Source organism: Variovorax sp. V116, assembly GCF_041154435.1.
Lineage (GTDB): Bacteria > Pseudomonadota > Gammaproteobacteria > Burkholderiales > Burkholderiaceae_C > Variovorax > Variovorax paradoxus.
The window spans coordinates 127,709-142,967 of record NZ_AP028661.1 but is presented as its reverse complement, the minus strand read 5'-3'; the positions used below and the strand labels follow the sequence as shown (position 1 = coordinate 142,967).

Annotated in this window: 15 protein-coding genes; 12 read left to right on the top strand and 3 right to left on the bottom strand. The window is 68.8% G+C overall.

The genetic code is table 11. The features are described from left to right. Positions 1 to 42 precede the first annotated feature (42 nt). The gene (gene creD, locus ACAM58_RS00700) at positions 43 to 1,524 is read right to left on the bottom strand and encodes a cell envelope integrity protein CreD (RefSeq protein WP_369663885.1); all 1,482 of its coding nucleotides are present in this window, start codon (positions 1,522 to 1,524) and stop codon (positions 43 to 45) included. A 210-nt stretch (positions 1,525 to 1,734) separates the two neighbouring features. Between creD and ACAM58_RS00695 the strand changes: the two genes are divergently transcribed. The 8 genes from ACAM58_RS00695 to ACAM58_RS00660 all read left to right on the top strand — a co-directional run bounded on the left by ACAM58_RS00695 (position 1,735) and on the right by ACAM58_RS00660 (position 10,193). Beyond that, on the top strand, positions 1,735 to 3,810 hold the full coding sequence (locus ACAM58_RS00695) for a VIT domain-containing protein (RefSeq protein ID WP_028256393.1): 2,076 nt from the start codon (positions 1,735 to 1,737) through the stop codon (positions 3,808 to 3,810). A gap of 18 nt (positions 3,811 to 3,828) precedes the next feature. Continuing rightward, positions 3,829 to 4,758, top strand: coding sequence for an exosortase Q (xrtQ, locus tag ACAM58_RS00690; protein WP_369663884.1), 930 nt, complete (start codon positions 3,829 to 3,831; stop codon positions 4,756 to 4,758). Then, a complete protein-coding gene (locus ACAM58_RS00685; RefSeq protein WP_028256395.1) occupies positions 4,739 to 5,308 on the top strand; it encodes a hypothetical protein in 570 nt (189 codons plus the stop codon). Before xrtQ ends, ACAM58_RS00685 begins: the two co-directional genes overlap by 20 nt. 10 nt (positions 5,309 to 5,318) lie before the next feature. Next, positions 5,319 to 6,593 (top strand): transglycosylase domain-containing protein, encoded by a 1,275-nt coding sequence (locus tag ACAM58_RS00680; protein WP_028256396.1) that lies wholly within the window; start codon positions 5,319 to 5,321, stop codon positions 6,591 to 6,593. Further along, positions 6,590 to 7,342: a GNAT family N-acetyltransferase gene (locus ACAM58_RS00675; protein WP_018903405.1), complete on the top strand. Its 753-nt coding sequence runs from the start codon at positions 6,590 to 6,592 to the stop codon at positions 7,340 to 7,342. The genes ACAM58_RS00680 and ACAM58_RS00675 overlap by 4 nt, the downstream gene beginning before the upstream one ends. 56 nt (positions 7,343 to 7,398) lie before the next feature. Then, positions 7,399 to 8,298 carry a pirin family protein gene (locus ACAM58_RS00670; protein ID WP_012745182.1) on the top strand — a complete coding sequence of 300 codons (900 nt, stop codon included), beginning with the start codon at positions 7,399 to 7,401 and terminating at the stop codon, positions 8,296 to 8,298. A gap of 75 nt (positions 8,299 to 8,373) precedes the next feature. After that, the gene (locus ACAM58_RS00665) at positions 8,374 to 9,465 is read left to right on the top strand and encodes a flavodoxin family protein (protein ID WP_369663883.1); all 1,092 of its coding nucleotides are present in this window, start codon (positions 8,374 to 8,376) and stop codon (positions 9,463 to 9,465) included. Positions 9,466 to 9,614: 149 nt separating this feature from the next. Beyond that, entirely contained in the window at positions 9,615 to 10,193 is a 579-nt protein-coding gene (locus ACAM58_RS00660; protein WP_369663882.1) for a Spy/CpxP family protein refolding chaperone, read from the top strand. A gap of 92 nt (positions 10,194 to 10,285) precedes the next feature. Here ACAM58_RS00660 and ACAM58_RS00655 read toward each other — a convergent pair whose 3' ends face one another. Beyond that, entirely contained in the window at positions 10,286 to 10,714 is a 429-nt protein-coding gene (locus tag ACAM58_RS00655; RefSeq protein WP_012745179.1) for a hypothetical protein, read from the bottom strand. 211 nt (positions 10,715 to 10,925) lie between these two features. Here ACAM58_RS00655 and ACAM58_RS00650 point away from each other — a divergent pair, with 211 nt between their 5' ends. From ACAM58_RS00650 to ACAM58_RS00640, 3 genes are read left to right on the top strand one after another with little or no spacing between them, the layout of a single operon-like run. Next, on the top strand, positions 10,926 to 11,708 hold the full coding sequence (locus tag ACAM58_RS00650; RefSeq protein WP_018903409.1) for an endonuclease/exonuclease/phosphatase family protein: 783 nt from the start codon (positions 10,926 to 10,928) through the stop codon (positions 11,706 to 11,708). Positions 11,709 to 11,741: 33 nt separating this feature from the next. Beyond that, positions 11,742 to 13,010, top strand: coding sequence for a cardiolipin synthase ClsB (gene clsB / locus ACAM58_RS00645; RefSeq protein WP_278878954.1), 1,269 nt, complete (start codon positions 11,742 to 11,744; stop codon positions 13,008 to 13,010). Continuing rightward, a complete protein-coding gene (locus ACAM58_RS00640; protein ID WP_012745176.1) occupies positions 13,007 to 13,978 on the top strand; it encodes a lysylphosphatidylglycerol synthase domain-containing protein in 972 nt (323 codons plus the stop codon). Before clsB ends, ACAM58_RS00640 begins: the two co-directional genes overlap by 4 nt. On the opposite strand, the gene ACAM58_RS00635 is transcribed toward ACAM58_RS00640, so the two are convergent. Continuing rightward, positions 13,975 to 14,550, bottom strand: coding sequence for an acyloxyacyl hydrolase (locus ACAM58_RS00635; protein WP_369663881.1), 576 nt, complete (start codon positions 14,548 to 14,550; stop codon positions 13,975 to 13,977). The two genes, ACAM58_RS00640 and ACAM58_RS00635, sit on opposite strands and share 4 nt — an antisense overlap. A 204-nt stretch (positions 14,551 to 14,754) precedes the next feature. Between ACAM58_RS00635 and ACAM58_RS00630 the strand changes: the two genes are divergently transcribed. Then, positions 14,755 to 15,255 carry a polyhydroxyalkanoate granule-associated phasin gene (locus ACAM58_RS00630; protein WP_369663880.1) on the top strand — a complete coding sequence of 167 codons (501 nt, stop codon included), beginning with the start codon at positions 14,755 to 14,757 and terminating at the stop codon, positions 15,253 to 15,255. Positions 15,256 to 15,259: the final 4 nt, after the last annotated feature.

Here is a 15,259-nt window from a genome sequence, read left to right as displayed (position 1 = left end):
CAGTGGCAAAAAGGTAAGGAAAAAAACAGTCCGTAGCGTTGGTTACACGGACGCGGCCGCCTCAGGTAAGACCGGCTCGGGTATTCGGGGGTTCCCGGCCGACAGCGCATACCAGTCGACCTTGCGCGTGGCGAGCATCAGCACCGTCAGCATGCCGAATGTCAGCAGGGCGCCGAGCAGCAGCGCATTGCTTTCCGATGCCAGCAGGCCGTAGAGCGCGCCATAGAGTACCGCGACATAGGCCCCGAAGCCCGCGCCGCGTGTCCAGCTTTGCAAGACCGCGCTGAAATAGATGCCCAGCAGCAGCACGCTCGCGCCGGCCGCGCTGGCATAGGCCAGCCAGAAGGCCAGCTTCTCGGACAGGGCCAGCAGCAGCAGGAAGAACAGCGCGATAGAGAGGCCGACCAGGCCGTACTGCACCGGGTGCATGCGCTGCCTGCGGAACAGCTCGAACATGAAGGCCGCCATGATCACCAGGCCGATGAAGAGCGCGCCGTACTTGCCGGCGCGCGTGCTCATCGAATACACGTTGACCGGCTGCGCGAGCGACACGTCGAAGGTCTGCAGCGGGCCGAGGTTGCGCTGCGCATGGCTGGTTGCAGCCACGGCCGCCGCCGTCGCGGCACTGGCGGCATCGCCGCGGCCCGGCAGCCCGGCGCGCACCTGCTCGCGCGCCGAGGTCACGAGCGAAGACACGCGCCAGTGCGCATCGAAGCCCTGCGGCGTCACTTCGCGCTGGGTGGCGAGAAAACGGCCGCCGAAACTCGGATGCGCCCAGGGCGACTTCAGATGGGCGGTGGTCTCCTCGGCAATCGGCACCATCGAGAGCGTGTCCTGCCCGACCAGGCCGAGCTTCATCTCGAAGGGCAGCGGCAGCTTCGCCTCCCATGCGGCCAGCGCGGCGCCGGTGAGCGGTGCGTGGATGCCGTCGGCCAGCAGGGCGTCGTCCGCCAGGCCAGGCACCCGCTGCCTGAAACGCAAGGCCTCGCCGTTCATCGCGATCGAAGGCGAACCGTCGAGCCCGCGCAGGTCGCTCGCGCCGAAGACGGCGAACGGTGCCTTGAACTCGATGCGCGAATCGGTTTCGCTGTGCGCCACCGACTTCGGATCGAAGGCCGCAAAGCCGCCGCCCAGCGTGGCGCTGAGCGTATAGAACGGAATCCTGAAGATGCCCCGGTAGCGCTCGTGCGGTGCCATCGAACCTTCGATGTGCAGCTTGTCGGGAAACACCACATGGGTCATTTCCTTGCTGCGCGCCTCCTGGCCGATCACCTGGCCCTGCGCATTGCGCACCGGCTCCATCCAGCGCTCCACATAGGGCACCAGCAGCAGCGGGCCCACCACGGTCTGCGGGCCCGCATAGGTGGCTGCGAGCTCCGCGGCCGCCTCGCGCTGGCTGTTGCCGCGCTCGCGGTTGATCGCATTGATCTCGGCCAGCGGAATGCACAGCAGGAGCGTGAGCATCAGCAGTCCGGCCACCTTGACCAGCATCGAACCCTGCAGGGCCTTCAGCAACTGGAACATGTTTTTTTCTCCTCGTCGGTTGTCGAAGCCGCGATGCTCGCTGCGCCATCCGAAGCGCGTGTGAAGCGCAGCCGCCCGCGGACTTCACACAGGCTTCACACAACGCCGCATCCACGCGCCGGACTTCAAGGAGCCTTCCAATTCCCTTCTCGCGCGGTGCCGACAGTTGCGGCTGTGCAAGTTCGCACGGACACCAACACCCACACCGCCATGGATGCCCACACCTCCACCCGTCCCGGCCGCTGGCTCTGGCTCGCCACCGTGAGCCTGGCCACGGCGGGCTTCGTCGCGCTCAGCCTCAACCCCGTGCATGCCCAGGAAGCACCGGGCCCGCGGCTGAAGACCGAGAGCCCGTACTTCTTCGTGAAGAGCGACGATCCCGCGGTCGACCGCCTGCCGCTCAAGGCCACCGAGGTGGCGGTGAAGATCTCGGGCGTCATTGCCGACGTGACCGTCACGCAGACCTACCGCAACGAAGGCCAGCGCGCCATCGAGGCGAAGTATGTTTTTCCGGGCTCGACCAAGGCCGCGGTCAGCGGTCTCAACGTGCGCTTGGCCGACCGGCTGATCACCGCGCAGATCCGCGAGAAGCAGCAGGCGCAGATCGAATACGACAGCGCCAAGAAGGAAGGCAAGACCGCCGCGCTGCTCGAGCAGCACCTGCCCAACGTGTTCCAGATGAACGTCGCCAACATCCTGCCGGGCGACGACGTGAAGGTGGAGCTGCGCTATACCGAACTGCTGGTGCCGCAGTCGGGCAACTATGCGTTCGTCTTTCCCACCGTGGTGGGCCCGCGCTACAACAGCCCGCAGTCGGAGAACGCCCAGGCGAAGTGGGTGGCGCAGCCCACGCTGCGCGCGGACGTGGCGCCGAACACCAGCTTCAGGCTCAAGGCCAGTATCGACACGCCCATGGGGCTGAAGGAGGTGCGCTCCTCGTCCCACACCATCGAGGTGAAGAAGAGCGATGAAGACCGGCACGCTGACATCCTGCTCGCGGCCGATGGCCGGCCCGCGGACAACCGCGACTTCGTGCTGGACTACCGCCTTGCGGGCGAAAGGATCGAATCGGGCCTGATGCTCTACAAGGGCCAGAACACAGACAGCAGCGCCGAGAACTTCTTCCTCGCGATGGTCGAGCCGCCCAAGGCCGTGGCCGCCAGCGCGATCTCGCCGCGCGACTACATCTTCGTGGTCGACATCTCGGGCTCGATGCACGGCTTTCCGCTCGACACCGCCAAGACGGTGCTCGAACGCCTGATTGGCGGCCTCAGGCCCAGCGACACCTTCAACGTGCTGCTGTTCTCGGGCAGCAACAAGATGCTCTCGCCCCGGTCGGTGCCGGCCACGCGCGCCAACATCGAGCAGGCGCTGGCCACCATCCAGAACTACGGCGGCAGCGGCAGCACCGAGCTGATTCCCGCGCTCAAGCGCGTCTACGCCGAGCCGAAGGAGGAGAAGGTCTCGCGCACCGTGGTGCTGGTGACGGACGGCTACGTGAGTGTGGAGCGCGAGGCTTTCGAGCTGGTGCGCAAGAACCTTTCGAAGGCCAATGTGTTCGCCTTCGGCATCGGGTCGTCGGTCAACCGCAGCCTGATGGAAGGCATTGCGCGCGCCGGCATGGGCGAGCCCTTCATCATCACCGACCCGATCCAGGCGCCCGAGCAGGCCGCGCGCTTCCGCCGCATGGTGGAGTCGCCGGTGCTCACCAATGTGAAGGTGACTTTCGGCGGGCTCGACGTGTACGACGTGGAGCCGCAGGCGCTGCCCGACGTGCTGGGCGAACGCCCGGTGATCGTGTTCGGCAAGTGGCGCGCGGACGCGGAAGGCAAGGCCAAGGGCCGCGTGATCGTCGAAGGCCAGGGCGCCAACGGCCCGTACCGCCAGGAACTGCGCATCGACCCGCAGCTGCGCCAGGACACCGCCGCGCTGCGCACGCTGTGGGCGCGCCACCGCATCCAGAGCCTGAGCGACCAGGAAACGCTCGAAGGCGGCAGCGCGTTCAAGGAGCGCATCACCGAGCTCGGCCTGAAGTACAGCCTGCTGACCCAGTACACCAGCTTCATCGCCGTCGACAAGGTGGTGCGCAACCCCGCGCCGCAGAACAGCGTGGGCGTGAACCAGCCGCTGCCATTGCCGCAGGGCGTGAGCGAACTCGCACTCGGCGCCGAGGTGCCGAGCACGCCGGAACCCGAGACGCTGGGCGCGATTGCCGTGGTGCTGTCGATGCTCGCGATGCTGCGCCGCCGCGCGCGCCGCAACGACCCGCGCCGCTTCACGGCCTGAGCCAGGGGAAAAGAAAAAATGTCATTGGCCGCACTCGCCCATCGCCATCCGCGCATCGTGGATTGGGGCATCCACGTCGACCGCGCACCGGCTGCCGGCTGGCTCGCACTGCAATTCGCCGCGCTCGCGCCGACCTGGGCCTGGATGGCCCGGCGGCTGCGCGACGGTTCCGACGATCCGCTGGGCCTGCTGGCACTGGCTGCCCTGGCCGCGCTGGCTTGGCATTGCCGGCGCGAATTGCGCGCTGCGCCGCAGCTGGGCTGGCTGGCACTGGCAGGCGCCGGCACCGTGCTGGCGACAGTGCTGCGCACGGGGCTCGGCGCCCTGCCCGCGCTGCCGCCGCTCGCCACGGGCCTGGTGGCCGTGCTGGCACTGGCCTGCGGCCTGCTGGCCTTCCTGCCGCGGCGCGTGGCCGCGCTGCCGGTGGCCGGCCTGGCGGTGCTCGCGCTGCCGCTGCTGTCGTCGCTGCAGTTCTATGCGGGCTATCCGCTGCGCGTGGTCACGGCCGAGGCGAGCCGCTGGCTGCTGGCGCCGGGCTTCAGCGTGGCGCGCGAGGGAAGCAGCCTGGTTGTCGATGGCCGGCTGGTGATCGTCGACGCGCCGTGCTCGGGCGTGCAGATGGTGTGGCTTGGCTACTTCACGGCCTGCGCGGTGGCGCTCTGGGCCCGCCGCAGCGACCGCGGCTTCCTGCGCCGGCTGCCGATGGTCGGCCTCATGGTGCTGGGCGGCAACATCCTGCGCAACAGCATGCTGATCGCGTTCGAAGGCGCGGCCCATCCGCTCGCGCCCTGGGCGCACAACCTGCTCGGGCTGTTGATTCTGGCCGCGGTGTGCGGCGGCATCGCCCGCCTGATGGTGCCGGTGCGCACCGAGCCCGCGTTCGCCGACCGGCCGATCCCGGGCCTGATCACCACGCAAGGAGGCCGCCATGTCGACACGGTTCTTTGAAGTCCTGTTTGCCAACCATTTCATCAACCGCATCGGCCACAAGACCGCCTTTGCGCTCCTGATGCTGCTGTGCATGCTGTGGTCGACCGCGGCGGCGCTGCGTGCGCCGCCCGAACCCTCGATCGCCATGGCCTCGCACGAATGGCCGAACCAGTGGGACGGCGTTCCACTGCGGCCGCTGGCGCTCGGCGACGTCGAGCAGCGCTTTGCCGACCGCTTTCCGGGTGCCATCGGCCGCATGACCGACGGCACGCAGACCATCGTGATGCGCGCGGTGAACGCCCCCACGCGCATGCTGCATCCGGCGGCCGACTGCTACCGCGCGCTGGGTTTTCGCATCGAACAGGCGCGCCTCGAACGCGATGCGCAGGAGCGGCTGTGGCGCTGTTTTGTTGCGCAACGGCACAGTGCGCAAAAGATCCGTGTCTGTGAGCGCATCGTCGATGCCGAAGGCACGGCTTTCACCGACACTTCAGCCTGGTACTGGGCGGCGGCCAGTGGACGCTCGAGCGGTCCGTGGCAAGCTGTGACGGTGGCGAGGCCGATGTGATGAGAGTTTTGTGAAACAGTTTCTGCGATTCGTGATCTACGGGCTGCTGGCCCTTGTCGTGACAACCTGCGTTGCTATCTTCCTGATAGTAAAACTGGTGCTTGCACCGGCCGCGGGGGAGTGGAGCACCACGGTCGAGGCCGGCCCGCTGCGCTTTGCGGTGGGCGTGCCCACGGCGGTGCGCCTGGCCACCTCCTCGTGGTTCGCGCCGCGGCTGGACGGACACTCGTTCGACAGCCGCTTCGGCACCCTGCACTTCGCCTGGAAGGACGCGGCGGGCGTGCTCGAAGTGCGCTGCTCGCCCTGCAGCGCCGAGGTTGCCGCGCTCGGCACGCAGCCGATCGTGTTCGAAGGCCTGGTCGCCACCGTGAAGCGCGAAGGCAACACGCTGGCCGGCACCATCGAGGCCACGCCGCGCAGCGCCGAGGCCGCCGCCGTGCTCCAGGGCCAGTGGCAAGGACAGCTGGTGCCCAAGGGCAAGGGCCTGCAGCTCGGCGCCGACATCAAGGACGCACCCATTGCCCGCTGGTATGCGGTGCTCGCACCCCAACTGCCCGAGCTGCAGCGCGCGCGCATCGGCGGCACGCTGGCGCTGCGCGGGCAGGTCATGCTGCCGGAGGCCACGTTCGCGGTGCAGCCCACCGTGAGCCAGTTCACCGTCGAGGGGCTGGGCACCGAAGCCATGCTCGGCGCGCGCACCAGCTGCGGCGCGCCGTCGAAGCTGGCCAACGACAGCTGGCTGGCGCGCGCCGTCATCGCGGCCGAAGACCAGCGCTTCTTCACCCACGCCGGCTACGACCTGGCGGAGATCGTCGCGTCGATCGACAACAACCAGAAGGAAGGCCAGCCCAAGCGCGGCGGCAGCACGCTCACGCAGCAGCTCGCCAAGATGCTGGTGACCGGCAGCGACCGCACCGCGGAGCGCAAGCTGCGCGAGCTGCTCTACGCGGTCGAAATGGAACAGACCCTGGGCAAGGCGCGCATCCTGCAGCTCTACCTGGACAACGCGCCGTGGGGCGGCAACCTGTGCGGCGCCGAAGCCGCCGCCCGGCGCTATTTCAAGCGTTCCGCGCGCAGCCTGGAGCCCGCGCAGGCGGTCTGGCTCGCGTCCATGCTGCACAAGCCGCAGGCGGTGCTCGAGCAATGGCGGCGCGACGGGCAGATCGACCCGGACCGCACCAAGTGGGTCGCCGAGAGCGTGCGCGGCATCAGCCGCAACCAGCGCGAGTCGCTGCTCAAGAGCGTGGCGGCTGCCAGATTCACCGCACCGGAGGCCTTTCCATGAACGAGGTCGAGGCCATCGAGCGCGCCACCGTGGCCGCCGTGTCGCCGCTGGTCGTCGAAGAGCTCGACGGCTGGCTGCTGCCCTTCGACGACGGCACCGTCAAGCGCGCCAGGTCGGCCGTGCCGCTGCACCGCGAGCCGGTCGCCGGCCGCACGATCGACCGCATCGAGGACCGCTACGACCGCCGGCACTTCGTGCCCGCCTTCCGCCTGGCCGATGTGCCCTCCTTCGTGGCGCTGCAGTCCGAGCTGGAGCAGCGGCACTACGTCGGCGACTCGCCGACCTGCGTGCAGGTCGGCTCCGCACGGCGCATGCGCGAGGTGGCCGCGGCCGGCGCCCCGCTGGCCGATGTCGACCTGGCGCCCGACGACGCCTGGGCCACCCTGTTCCTCGGCGAGGGCTTCGATCCCGTGGACGGCGCCCACCGCGTGCGTGCGCTCTCGCGCGCCCAGGGCTCGCTCTATGCCAGCGTGCGCGAGGGCCGCCGGACCGTCGCGGCCGGCGCCATGGCCTTCGGCCACGGATGGGCCAGCGTGCACGGCATGCGAACCGAGCAGTCGCAGCGCGGCCGGGGCCTGGCCGGGCGCGTGCTGGCAGGCCTTGCGCAGGCGGCGCTCGCGCGCGGCTTCGAGCAGGTGTTCCTGCAGGTCGACGCGCACAACCTGGCGGCCCATGCGCTCTACCGGCGCGCCGGTTTCTCGACCCGGTGGCAGTACCGCTACTGGCAGCGCCAGCAGTGGCCGCGCTGAAGACGGGCAATTCCTACCGGGTGGCGCGGTCGGGCCGTTAGTGCCACCATGGCTGCATGACGAATGCAAACCACCACGCCAACCACCCGACCGATCCCGTGGCCACGCCGCGCGGCATCGACCACATCGTGGCCGGTGTTTCCACCAGCGATGGCGACGGCGTCAAGCTCACCCGCGTGCTGCAGCAGCCGCTGCAGAAAAGGCTCGACCCCTACCTGATGCTCGACGCCTTCGGCAGCGACAACCCGGGTGACTACATCGGCGGCTTTCCGAGCCATCCGCACCGCGGCTTCGAAACCGTGACCTACATGATCGCGGGCCGCATGCGGCACCGCGACAGCGCCGGCCACGAAGGGCTGCTGCAGAACGGCGGCGTGCAATGGATGACGGCCGGCCGCGGCCTCGTCCACAGCGAACTGCCCGAGCAGGAGGACGGCCTGATGGAAGGCTTCCAGCTCTGGCTCAACCTGCCGGCCAAGGACAAGATGCGCGAGCCCTGGTATCGCGACATCCAGAGCGAGGAGATTCCGGAATACACCACCGCCGCGGGCGTGCACGTGCGCGTGATCGCGGGCGCGAGCCACGGCATCGAGGGCGCGGTGCGGCGCGAGCACACCGAGCCGCTCTACCTCGACATCACGCTGCCGCCCGGCGCCGAGTTCGCCCAGCCCCTGCCCGACGACCACAACGCGCTCGTCTATGCGTTCCGCGAGTCGGTGTGGATCGCGGGCAGCGAGGTGCCCACGCGCCGCATGGCCATTCTGGCGAACGATCCCGGCAGCGATGGCGTGGTGCTGCGCGCCGGCGCCACCAACCACAGCCCGGCGCGCGCATTGCTGATTGCCGGCAAGCCGCTGCACGAGCCGATCGCGCAGTACGGCCCCTTCGTGATGAACACGCAGGAGCAGCTGAAGGAGGCCGTGCAGGACTTCCAGAGCGGCAAGTTCGGGGCCTGATGTAGTCGCAGGCCTACCGAAAATCGGCATCGCCCGCAGGTCACGGGCGCACGCATGGGGCATAGATTGGCCGCCATGCCGCATCGCACGACCAAAGCCCCCGAGGTCCGCAAGGGCCAGGCGCCCGAAACACTGAAGCGCGACCAGTTCCACGAGCGCTTCATGCAGCCCTTCCAGGACCCCGCCTTCCAGTCCGAAAAGGAGGCGCTGCGGCGCATCGAGCTCATCGCATGGGAGGCCTACGAACAGGGCCGCAAGTCGCCCGTCACGCGCAAGGCAGGTCCGGGCCATGCCGACCCCGACTACGAACTTTCGGTCGACTGGCTCGAAGCCAGGGCGCGCATCGACGCCGCGCAGGCCGCCTGGGGCAGCCCGCAGACGCGCTCGCGCGTGCTGCTCGTCAACGGCTCGCCGCGCAACGACGGCACCTGCCCGGGCGAGATCTCCAAGAGCTGGCGGCTGCTGCAGATCGCGCGCGAGGTGCTCGATGGCTGCGGCATCGAGGTCGACGTGCTCGACCTGAGCCTTCTCGCTTCCGACTACGGGCGCTACATCCATCCCTGCAAGGGCTGCGTGTCCACCGCCATGCCGCTGTGCCACTGGCCCTGCAGCTGCTATCCCAACCATGCGTTGCGCCAGACCGGCGACTGGATGAACGAGATCTACGAGCGCTGGGTGGCCGCGCACGGCGTGATCCTGTTCACGCCCACGCACTGGTACCAGTCCGCCAGCCCGCTCAAGCTCATGACCGACCGGCTGGTGTGCGCCGACGGCGGCAACCCCGACCCCACCAGCACCCATGGCAAGAAGCCCGACGAAGCCAAGGCCCTCGAGCTCCAGGGCTGGGGCTATCCCAAGCACCTGGCGGGGCGGGTCTACGGCCTGGTGGTGCACGGCGACGTGGCCGGCGCCGAGAGCGTGCGGCGCAACCTGTCGGACTGGCTCGACTGGATGGGCCTCATCGACGCGGGTGCGCAGGCCCGGCTCGACCGCTACATCGGCTACTACGAGCCCTACGCCACCAGCCACGACAGCCTCGATGCCGACGAAGGCGTGCAGGAGGAAGTGCGCAACGTGGCCCGTGCCGTGGCACTGGCCGTGGGCGAACTGCGCGCGGGCAAGCTGCAGGCGCCCGACCGCGGGCTGAAGCCGCCGCGGCTCAAATGAGGCATGCCGCGCCGCCGGAAGCCGCGCGCCCGTTCATGATTCTTTACGCAGGCTCACTTGCGGCTCACCTGGCCGATACAGAGGTCTTCCACACTTCGTCTCACCTGCTGCCCCTTGGCGGCGGGCTTCTTCGAAAGGAAGCACTTCTCATGATCTCTCTTCGCCAACGCATCGTCTGGGCCAGCCTTCTGGGCTCGGCCGCCCTCGCCTCTTCGGGCGCCTTCGCACAACAGGCCCCGGCGGCACCCGGCACTTCGCCCTCCACGCCCACGGCCGCCGTTGCGCAGGCCGAGGGCAGCGCGACACCCAAGGCGCAGCACAAGCGCATGGACCCGGCCCAGCGCATGGAGCGCATGCAGGAGCACCGCGCCAAGCGGCTTGCCGCGCTGAAGGAAAAGCTCAAGCTGAATGCCGGACAGGAAAGCGCGTGGACCACCTTCGCAGCGGCCAGCCAGCCGCCGGCCCGCACGCAGCGCATGGACCGCGCGGAATTCGCCAAGCTCACCACGCCCGAGCGCCTGGAGCGCATGCAGGCCCGCCAGGCCGAGCGCAGCGCCAGGTTCGCCAAGCGCGCCGAAGCCACCAAGGCCTTCTATGCCGCGCTGACGCCGGATCAGCAGAAGACCTTCGACGCGGAGACGGTGCATGTCGGCATGCATGGCCACCGCGGCCACCACGGCCACGGCGGCGCTGACGGGCAACCTTCGGCAGCACCCGCCAAGAGCTGACCCGCCGCCGGGGCGCCGGAACCGGCGCCCACGCATGAAAAAGCCCGCGATGCCTTGAGCACCGCGGGCTTTCTTTCTTCGTACATGGACGGCTATTGGGGCGTGCCGGTCCTTTCGGACGGATTGGTGGGCACGTCCGGCCGCTCGCCGGGCTGGCCGAACCGGGGCTTGGTCTTGCGGGCCATCTGGCTCACCTCGGCGCGCGACATTTCGCCGGTGGGTTGCGGCATCGCGTTCGGCTGCGCATTCACGGTGGTGCTGGCCTCGCCCTTGGGCACCGGGTTGTTGGCGTTGTTGCGGTTGTGGGCGCGCGCCTCGGCCTTCACGGCTTCGCGCGACACCGGCATGCTGGCGTCGGGGCGCTGCGGCGGGTTGGGCACGCCGGAGGGCGTCTGCGTGCTGGCCTGGCCGCTCACGGCGGGGTCCGGCTGCGCAGGTATCGACGTGGCTTGCGCCATGGCGGCACCGGCCGCGGCCATCAGGCCGGCCAGCGCCGTGGCGTGAAGGATTGCGTGCTTCATGGTGCGTTCCTTTGAAAAATGATGATGAAGAGGACCGCCGGCTTGTTTTTGCTGCGGCCTGAAAACCACCGTAGGAGGCCCCCCATGCGGCCCGTGTCGGGGTGCGGCAGGCCTGCCTGTAGGAGCCGGCCGTCGCCTCGCGAAAGGCGGCAAAGAAGGTGGCGCGTTCCTACAGGCGCGCCGGGCGCGGCAACGTACAACCACAACACCGATGTCTTCCTCACCGATTCCACTTGCCGCCGCGGCGCCGACTTCGCTCAAGGTCATGACGGTGAACACCCACAAGGGCTTCACCGCGCTCAACCGCAAGTTCATCCTGCCGGAGCTGCGCGACGCGGTGCGCACGGTGGGAGCCGACGTGGTGTTTCTGCAGGAAGTGCTCGGCACCCATTCGCGCCACTCGCGCAAGGTCAACAACTGGCCCGAGGCGCCGCACTACGAATTCCTGGCCGACACCATGTGGCCGCAGTTCGCCTATGGCCGCAACGCCGTGTACCCGAGGGGCCATCACGGCAACGCGGTGCTGTCCAAGTTTCCGATCGTGCATTTCCGCAACCATGACGTGTCGGTGGCCGGGCCCGAAAAGCGCGGCCTGCTCCATTGCGTGCTGCGCCTGCCGGGCCGCACGGTCGACGTCCACGCGATCTGCGCACATCTCGGCCTGGCCGAGGCGCACCGGCAGCAGCAGCTCGAACTGCTGCTGCACATCGTGCGCGACGAGGTGCCGGCCGACGCGCCGCTGATCGTCGCGGGCGACTTCAACGACTGGCGCGGCCGTGCCCACCAGGTGCTGGAGGAAGGCGCCGCGCTGCGCGAGGTCTTCGTGCATGCGAACGGCTCGGCCGCCAAGACCTTTCCGGCGCGCTTTCCGCTGCTGCCTCTGGACCGCATCTATGTTCGCAACGCGGGCGTGCATGCGCCCGTGGTGCTGCCGCGCAAGCCCTGGTCGCACCTGTCGGACCATGCGCCGCTGGTGGCGAACATCGATCTTTGAAGCGGACACGAGCCATGACCTGCGGTGAACGCCATGGATAACGTCGGCCAATGGGTGGGCGGCAACCGCATCGCGCTGCTCGAGAACGGCGAGGAGTTCTTCCCGCGCGTGTTCGATGCCATTCGCCAGGCGCAGCGCGAAGTCATCATCGAGACCTTCATCCTGTTCGAGGACAAGGTCGGCTTGGCGCTGCATGCCGCCATGCGCTCGGCGGCCCAGCGCGGCGTGAAGATCGACCTGCTGGTCGACGGCTTCGGCTCGCCGGATCTCTCGCGCGAATTCATCGCGCAGCTGAGCGCCGTGGGCGTGCGGGTGCGGGTGTTCGATCCGGGGCAACCCGTCCTCGGCAAGCGGCTCAACGTGTTTCGGCGGATGCACCGCAAGATCGTGGTGGTCGATGGAGAACTCGCGTTCGTGGGCGGCATCAACTATTCGGCCGACCACCTGCTGGACTACGGGCCCAAGGCCAAGCAGGACTACGCGGTGGAGCTGCGCGGGCCCGTCGTGGCGCAGATCCACCAGTTCGTGCTGCGCGCCATCGCGCTCGGCGACAAGGGGCCGCGCTGGTTCCGCCGCCGGCTCAAGCAGGCGCCGCCCGTCGACCGCGAGTCCGTCGGCGACGTGGAGGCGGTGCTCATCACGCGCGACAACCGCCGCCACACCAGCGACATCGAACGCGAGTACCTGGCCGCGATCCGCGCCGCGCGCAAGCGCATCGTGATTGCCAACGCGTATTTCTTTCCCGGCTACAGGCTCATCAAGGAGCTGCGCCGCGCTGCCCGGCGCGGCGTGGACGTGCGGCTCATCCTGCAAGGCGAGCCCGACATGCCGATCGTCAAGACGGCCGCCACCATGCTCTACCACCACCTGCTGCATGCGGGCGTGCGCATCTACGAATACTGCGACCGCCCGCTGCACGCCAAGGTCGCGCTGATGGACGACGGATGGACCACGGTCGGCTCGAGCAATCTCGATCCGCTGAGCCTGTCGCTCAACCTGGAGGCCAACGTGTTTGCGCGTGGCAGGGCCTTCAACCAGCTGCTGTGGGAACGCATGGACAAGCTCATGCGCGAGAGCTGCCAGCAGATCGGCGAGGCCGACCTGGAGAGCGGATGGAGCGGCTGGCGGCTGGTGCGCAGCTTCTTCATCTTCCACTTCCTGCGCTGGTATCCGTCGTGGCTCGGCTGGCTGCCGCGGCAGGTGCCGCGCCTCACCCCGGCCGAGGCCATCGAGCTTGCCGAGAAGCGCGAAAAGCGCGAAGGCGCCGGCGACAACGGGGCCACGCCGACGGAAGCGGCATGAGCATCTCCACTGCGAAGCCCGCGCACCGGCCCTGGTGGCCCTGGCTGCGGCGCATCGCGGTCTGGGCCTTCTTCGGCCTGATCGCCTGGCTGCTCGTGAGCCAGGCGCGTGCCATCGACTGGCAGGAGGTGTTCGACGCCATGCGCGCGCTGCCCGCGGCCACGCTGTGGCTGGCCGGCGCGCTGGCCGCCGGCAGCTTTGCCACCTACAGCACCTACGACCTGCTGGGCCGCCATCTCACGCGCCATCCGCTCGGCGCCCGCACCGTGATGGGCGTGACCTTCATCAGCTATGCCTTCAACCTCAACCTCGGTTCGCTGGTGGGCGGCGTGGCGTTCCGCTACCGGCTCTATTCGCGGCTGGGCCTTCCCAACGGCACCATCACGCGCGTGCTCGGCTTCAGCATGCTGACCAACTGGCTCGGCTACCTGGTGGTGGCGGGGGTGGCCTTCTGCTTCTGGCCGCTGGTGCTGCCGGCCGAATGGAAGGTCGGCAACGGCGGGCTGCGCATCCTGGGCGCGGTGCTGCTGCTGCTGGCCGCGGGCTACTTCGTGCTGTGCGCCCTGGCCAGCGGGCACGTGTTCCGGCTGCGCCACTATCCGTTCAAGGTGCCGTCCCTTCGGATGGCCTGGCTCCAGCTGGCCCTGTCCTGCCTGAACTGGGCGCTGATCGGCAGCGTGATCTGGGTCCTGCTGCAGGGCGCGGTGGCCTACCACACGGTGCTCGCGGTGCTGCTGGTGGCTGCGGTGGCCGGCGTGGTCACGCACGTGCCGGCGGGCCTGGGCGTGCTGGAGGCGGTGTTCCTTGCGCTGCTCTCGCACGAGGTGGCGCAAGGCCGGCTGCTGGGCGTGCTGCTGGTCTACCGCGGGCTCTACTACCTCTTGCCGCTGGGCGTGGCCACGGTGGCGTACTTCGTCACCGAGCTGCGTGCGCGGCGCTGGCGGCATGCCGCGCCGCTGAAGCGCTAGAAGTGATAGGTGTAGCGCAGCCGCACAAAGTTTTCGCCCGGGTTGGGCTTCTTGATGCCGGCATTCGAGAAATGCTGCAGCCGCAATGTGAGTTCGTGCCTGCCGTTCTCGCCGAAGCTGCGTCCCACGCCCAGCACTTCGGTGAACTGGAACGCGGTGCTGAAGCTGCGGTCGGGCGTCCGGTAGAGGTGGTCCATCACCGTGCCGCCGACGCCGCCTTCGGCAAACCACGGCGAACTGCCGCTGTCGAAGCGGTAGCGCCAGGTGTAGATCGCGCCGATCTGCGTGTAGTTGCGCGAACCGCCGCCCAGGGCCGGCGCATGCCAATGGCTCGCGAACAGATCCCAGTAAGAAGTGAGCGCCCCTTCATGCACCGGCTGGCGCGGCGACCACGGCAGCGTGACGCCCACCGTGGCCGACTCGGTGCCGCCCTGGTCGCCATGCGGCGCATGGCCGCCCTCGAAGTAGTAGCCGCGCGCGCTGTCTTCGAACGCATGAGCCGGTGCGCCCAGCAGGCTCAGGACGCCTGCGAACACGGCGGCCCCGAGGGACGCGGACCTGTGTGCTTTCATGATGTGGTTGTTGACTGCAAATAATGAAAGAAAAGAAAAGAAATAATTACTTTCCGCTGCAGTCCGCGCCTGGGCCCGAGGCTATTGCCATGTCGGAAAGTAGGACTTGTTCAACAGAATTGCGGAATCGGTTTTGTTGCGGTGCAGCAATTGCCGCGCCTCGCGTCTATAGTGGGGCTCGTCCGTCCTCATAGATCGCGCCCCATGCCATCCCTCACCTCCGTCGCCCGCCTGTCCAACCCGCTGATGCTGTGGGTCGACGTGGCCCTCAAGACCCAGGAGATGCTGCTGTCCTCCGGCTCCGTGATCCAGATGCGCACCGGGCGCATGGCCAAGGCGGGGCTCGCGCCCAGCGCGGCCGATCTCGCGGAGTTCCAGCTCATGGGCGATGAAAAAATTGCCGCCGCAGGCCAGTCCGGGGCCGCCATGGTCCGGCAATGGCACAGCAGCCACGTCTCGCTGGCGAACCGCGCGCTGCAGCAATGGCTCCTGAGTGCAGGGGCCTTTCTGTCGATGGCCGGCAGCGTCACGCCGGCGCAGGCCGCGGAGCGCAGCGACGCCTTCGTGCAGGCCACGGCCCGGGCGGCGGGCACGGCCAGCCGGCTCTCGGGCGCGGCGGTGCGCATCGCGCGCGAAGGACTGAAGCCGATCCACGCCGCCGCCACCTCGAACGCCCGGCGGCTGGCTGCCGAACTGCGCGGCTGAGCGC

Coding starts and splice junctions, on each gene's coding strand:
- ACAM58_RS00630 (WP_369663880.1), top strand. CDS start 14,755: ATGCCATCCCTCACCTCCGTCGCCCGCCTGTCCAACCCGCTGATGCTG.
- ACAM58_RS00635 (WP_369663881.1), bottom strand. CDS start 14,550: ATGAAAGCACACAGGTCCGCGTCCCTCGGGGCCGCCGTGTTCGCAGGC.
- ACAM58_RS00655 (WP_012745179.1), bottom strand. CDS start 10,714: ATGAAGCACGCAATCCTTCACGCCACGGCGCTGGCCGGCCTGATGGCC.
- creD (WP_369663885.1), bottom strand. CDS start 1,524: ATGTTCCAGTTGCTGAAGGCCCTGCAGGGTTCGATGCTGGTCAAGGTG.
- ACAM58_RS00650 (WP_018903409.1), top strand. CDS start 10,926: ATGTCTTCCTCACCGATTCCACTTGCCGCCGCGGCGCCGACTTCGCTC.
- ACAM58_RS00660 (WP_369663882.1), top strand. CDS start 9,615: ATGATCTCTCTTCGCCAACGCATCGTCTGGGCCAGCCTTCTGGGCTCG.
- clsB (WP_278878954.1), top strand. CDS start 11,742: ATGGATAACGTCGGCCAATGGGTGGGCGGCAACCGCATCGCGCTGCTC.
- ACAM58_RS00670 (WP_012745182.1), top strand. CDS start 7,399: ATGACGAATGCAAACCACCACGCCAACCACCCGACCGATCCCGTGGCC.
- ACAM58_RS00685 (WP_028256395.1), top strand. CDS start 4,739: ATGTCGACACGGTTCTTTGAAGTCCTGTTTGCCAACCATTTCATCAAC.
- xrtQ (WP_369663884.1), top strand. CDS start 3,829: ATGTCATTGGCCGCACTCGCCCATCGCCATCCGCGCATCGTGGATTGG.
- ACAM58_RS00640 (WP_012745176.1), top strand. CDS start 13,007: ATGAGCATCTCCACTGCGAAGCCCGCGCACCGGCCCTGGTGGCCCTGG.
- ACAM58_RS00675 (WP_018903405.1), top strand. CDS start 6,590: ATGAACGAGGTCGAGGCCATCGAGCGCGCCACCGTGGCCGCCGTGTCG.
- ACAM58_RS00665 (WP_369663883.1), top strand. CDS start 8,374: ATGCCGCATCGCACGACCAAAGCCCCCGAGGTCCGCAAGGGCCAGGCG.
- ACAM58_RS00695 (WP_028256393.1), top strand. CDS start 1,735: ATGGATGCCCACACCTCCACCCGTCCCGGCCGCTGGCTCTGGCTCGCC.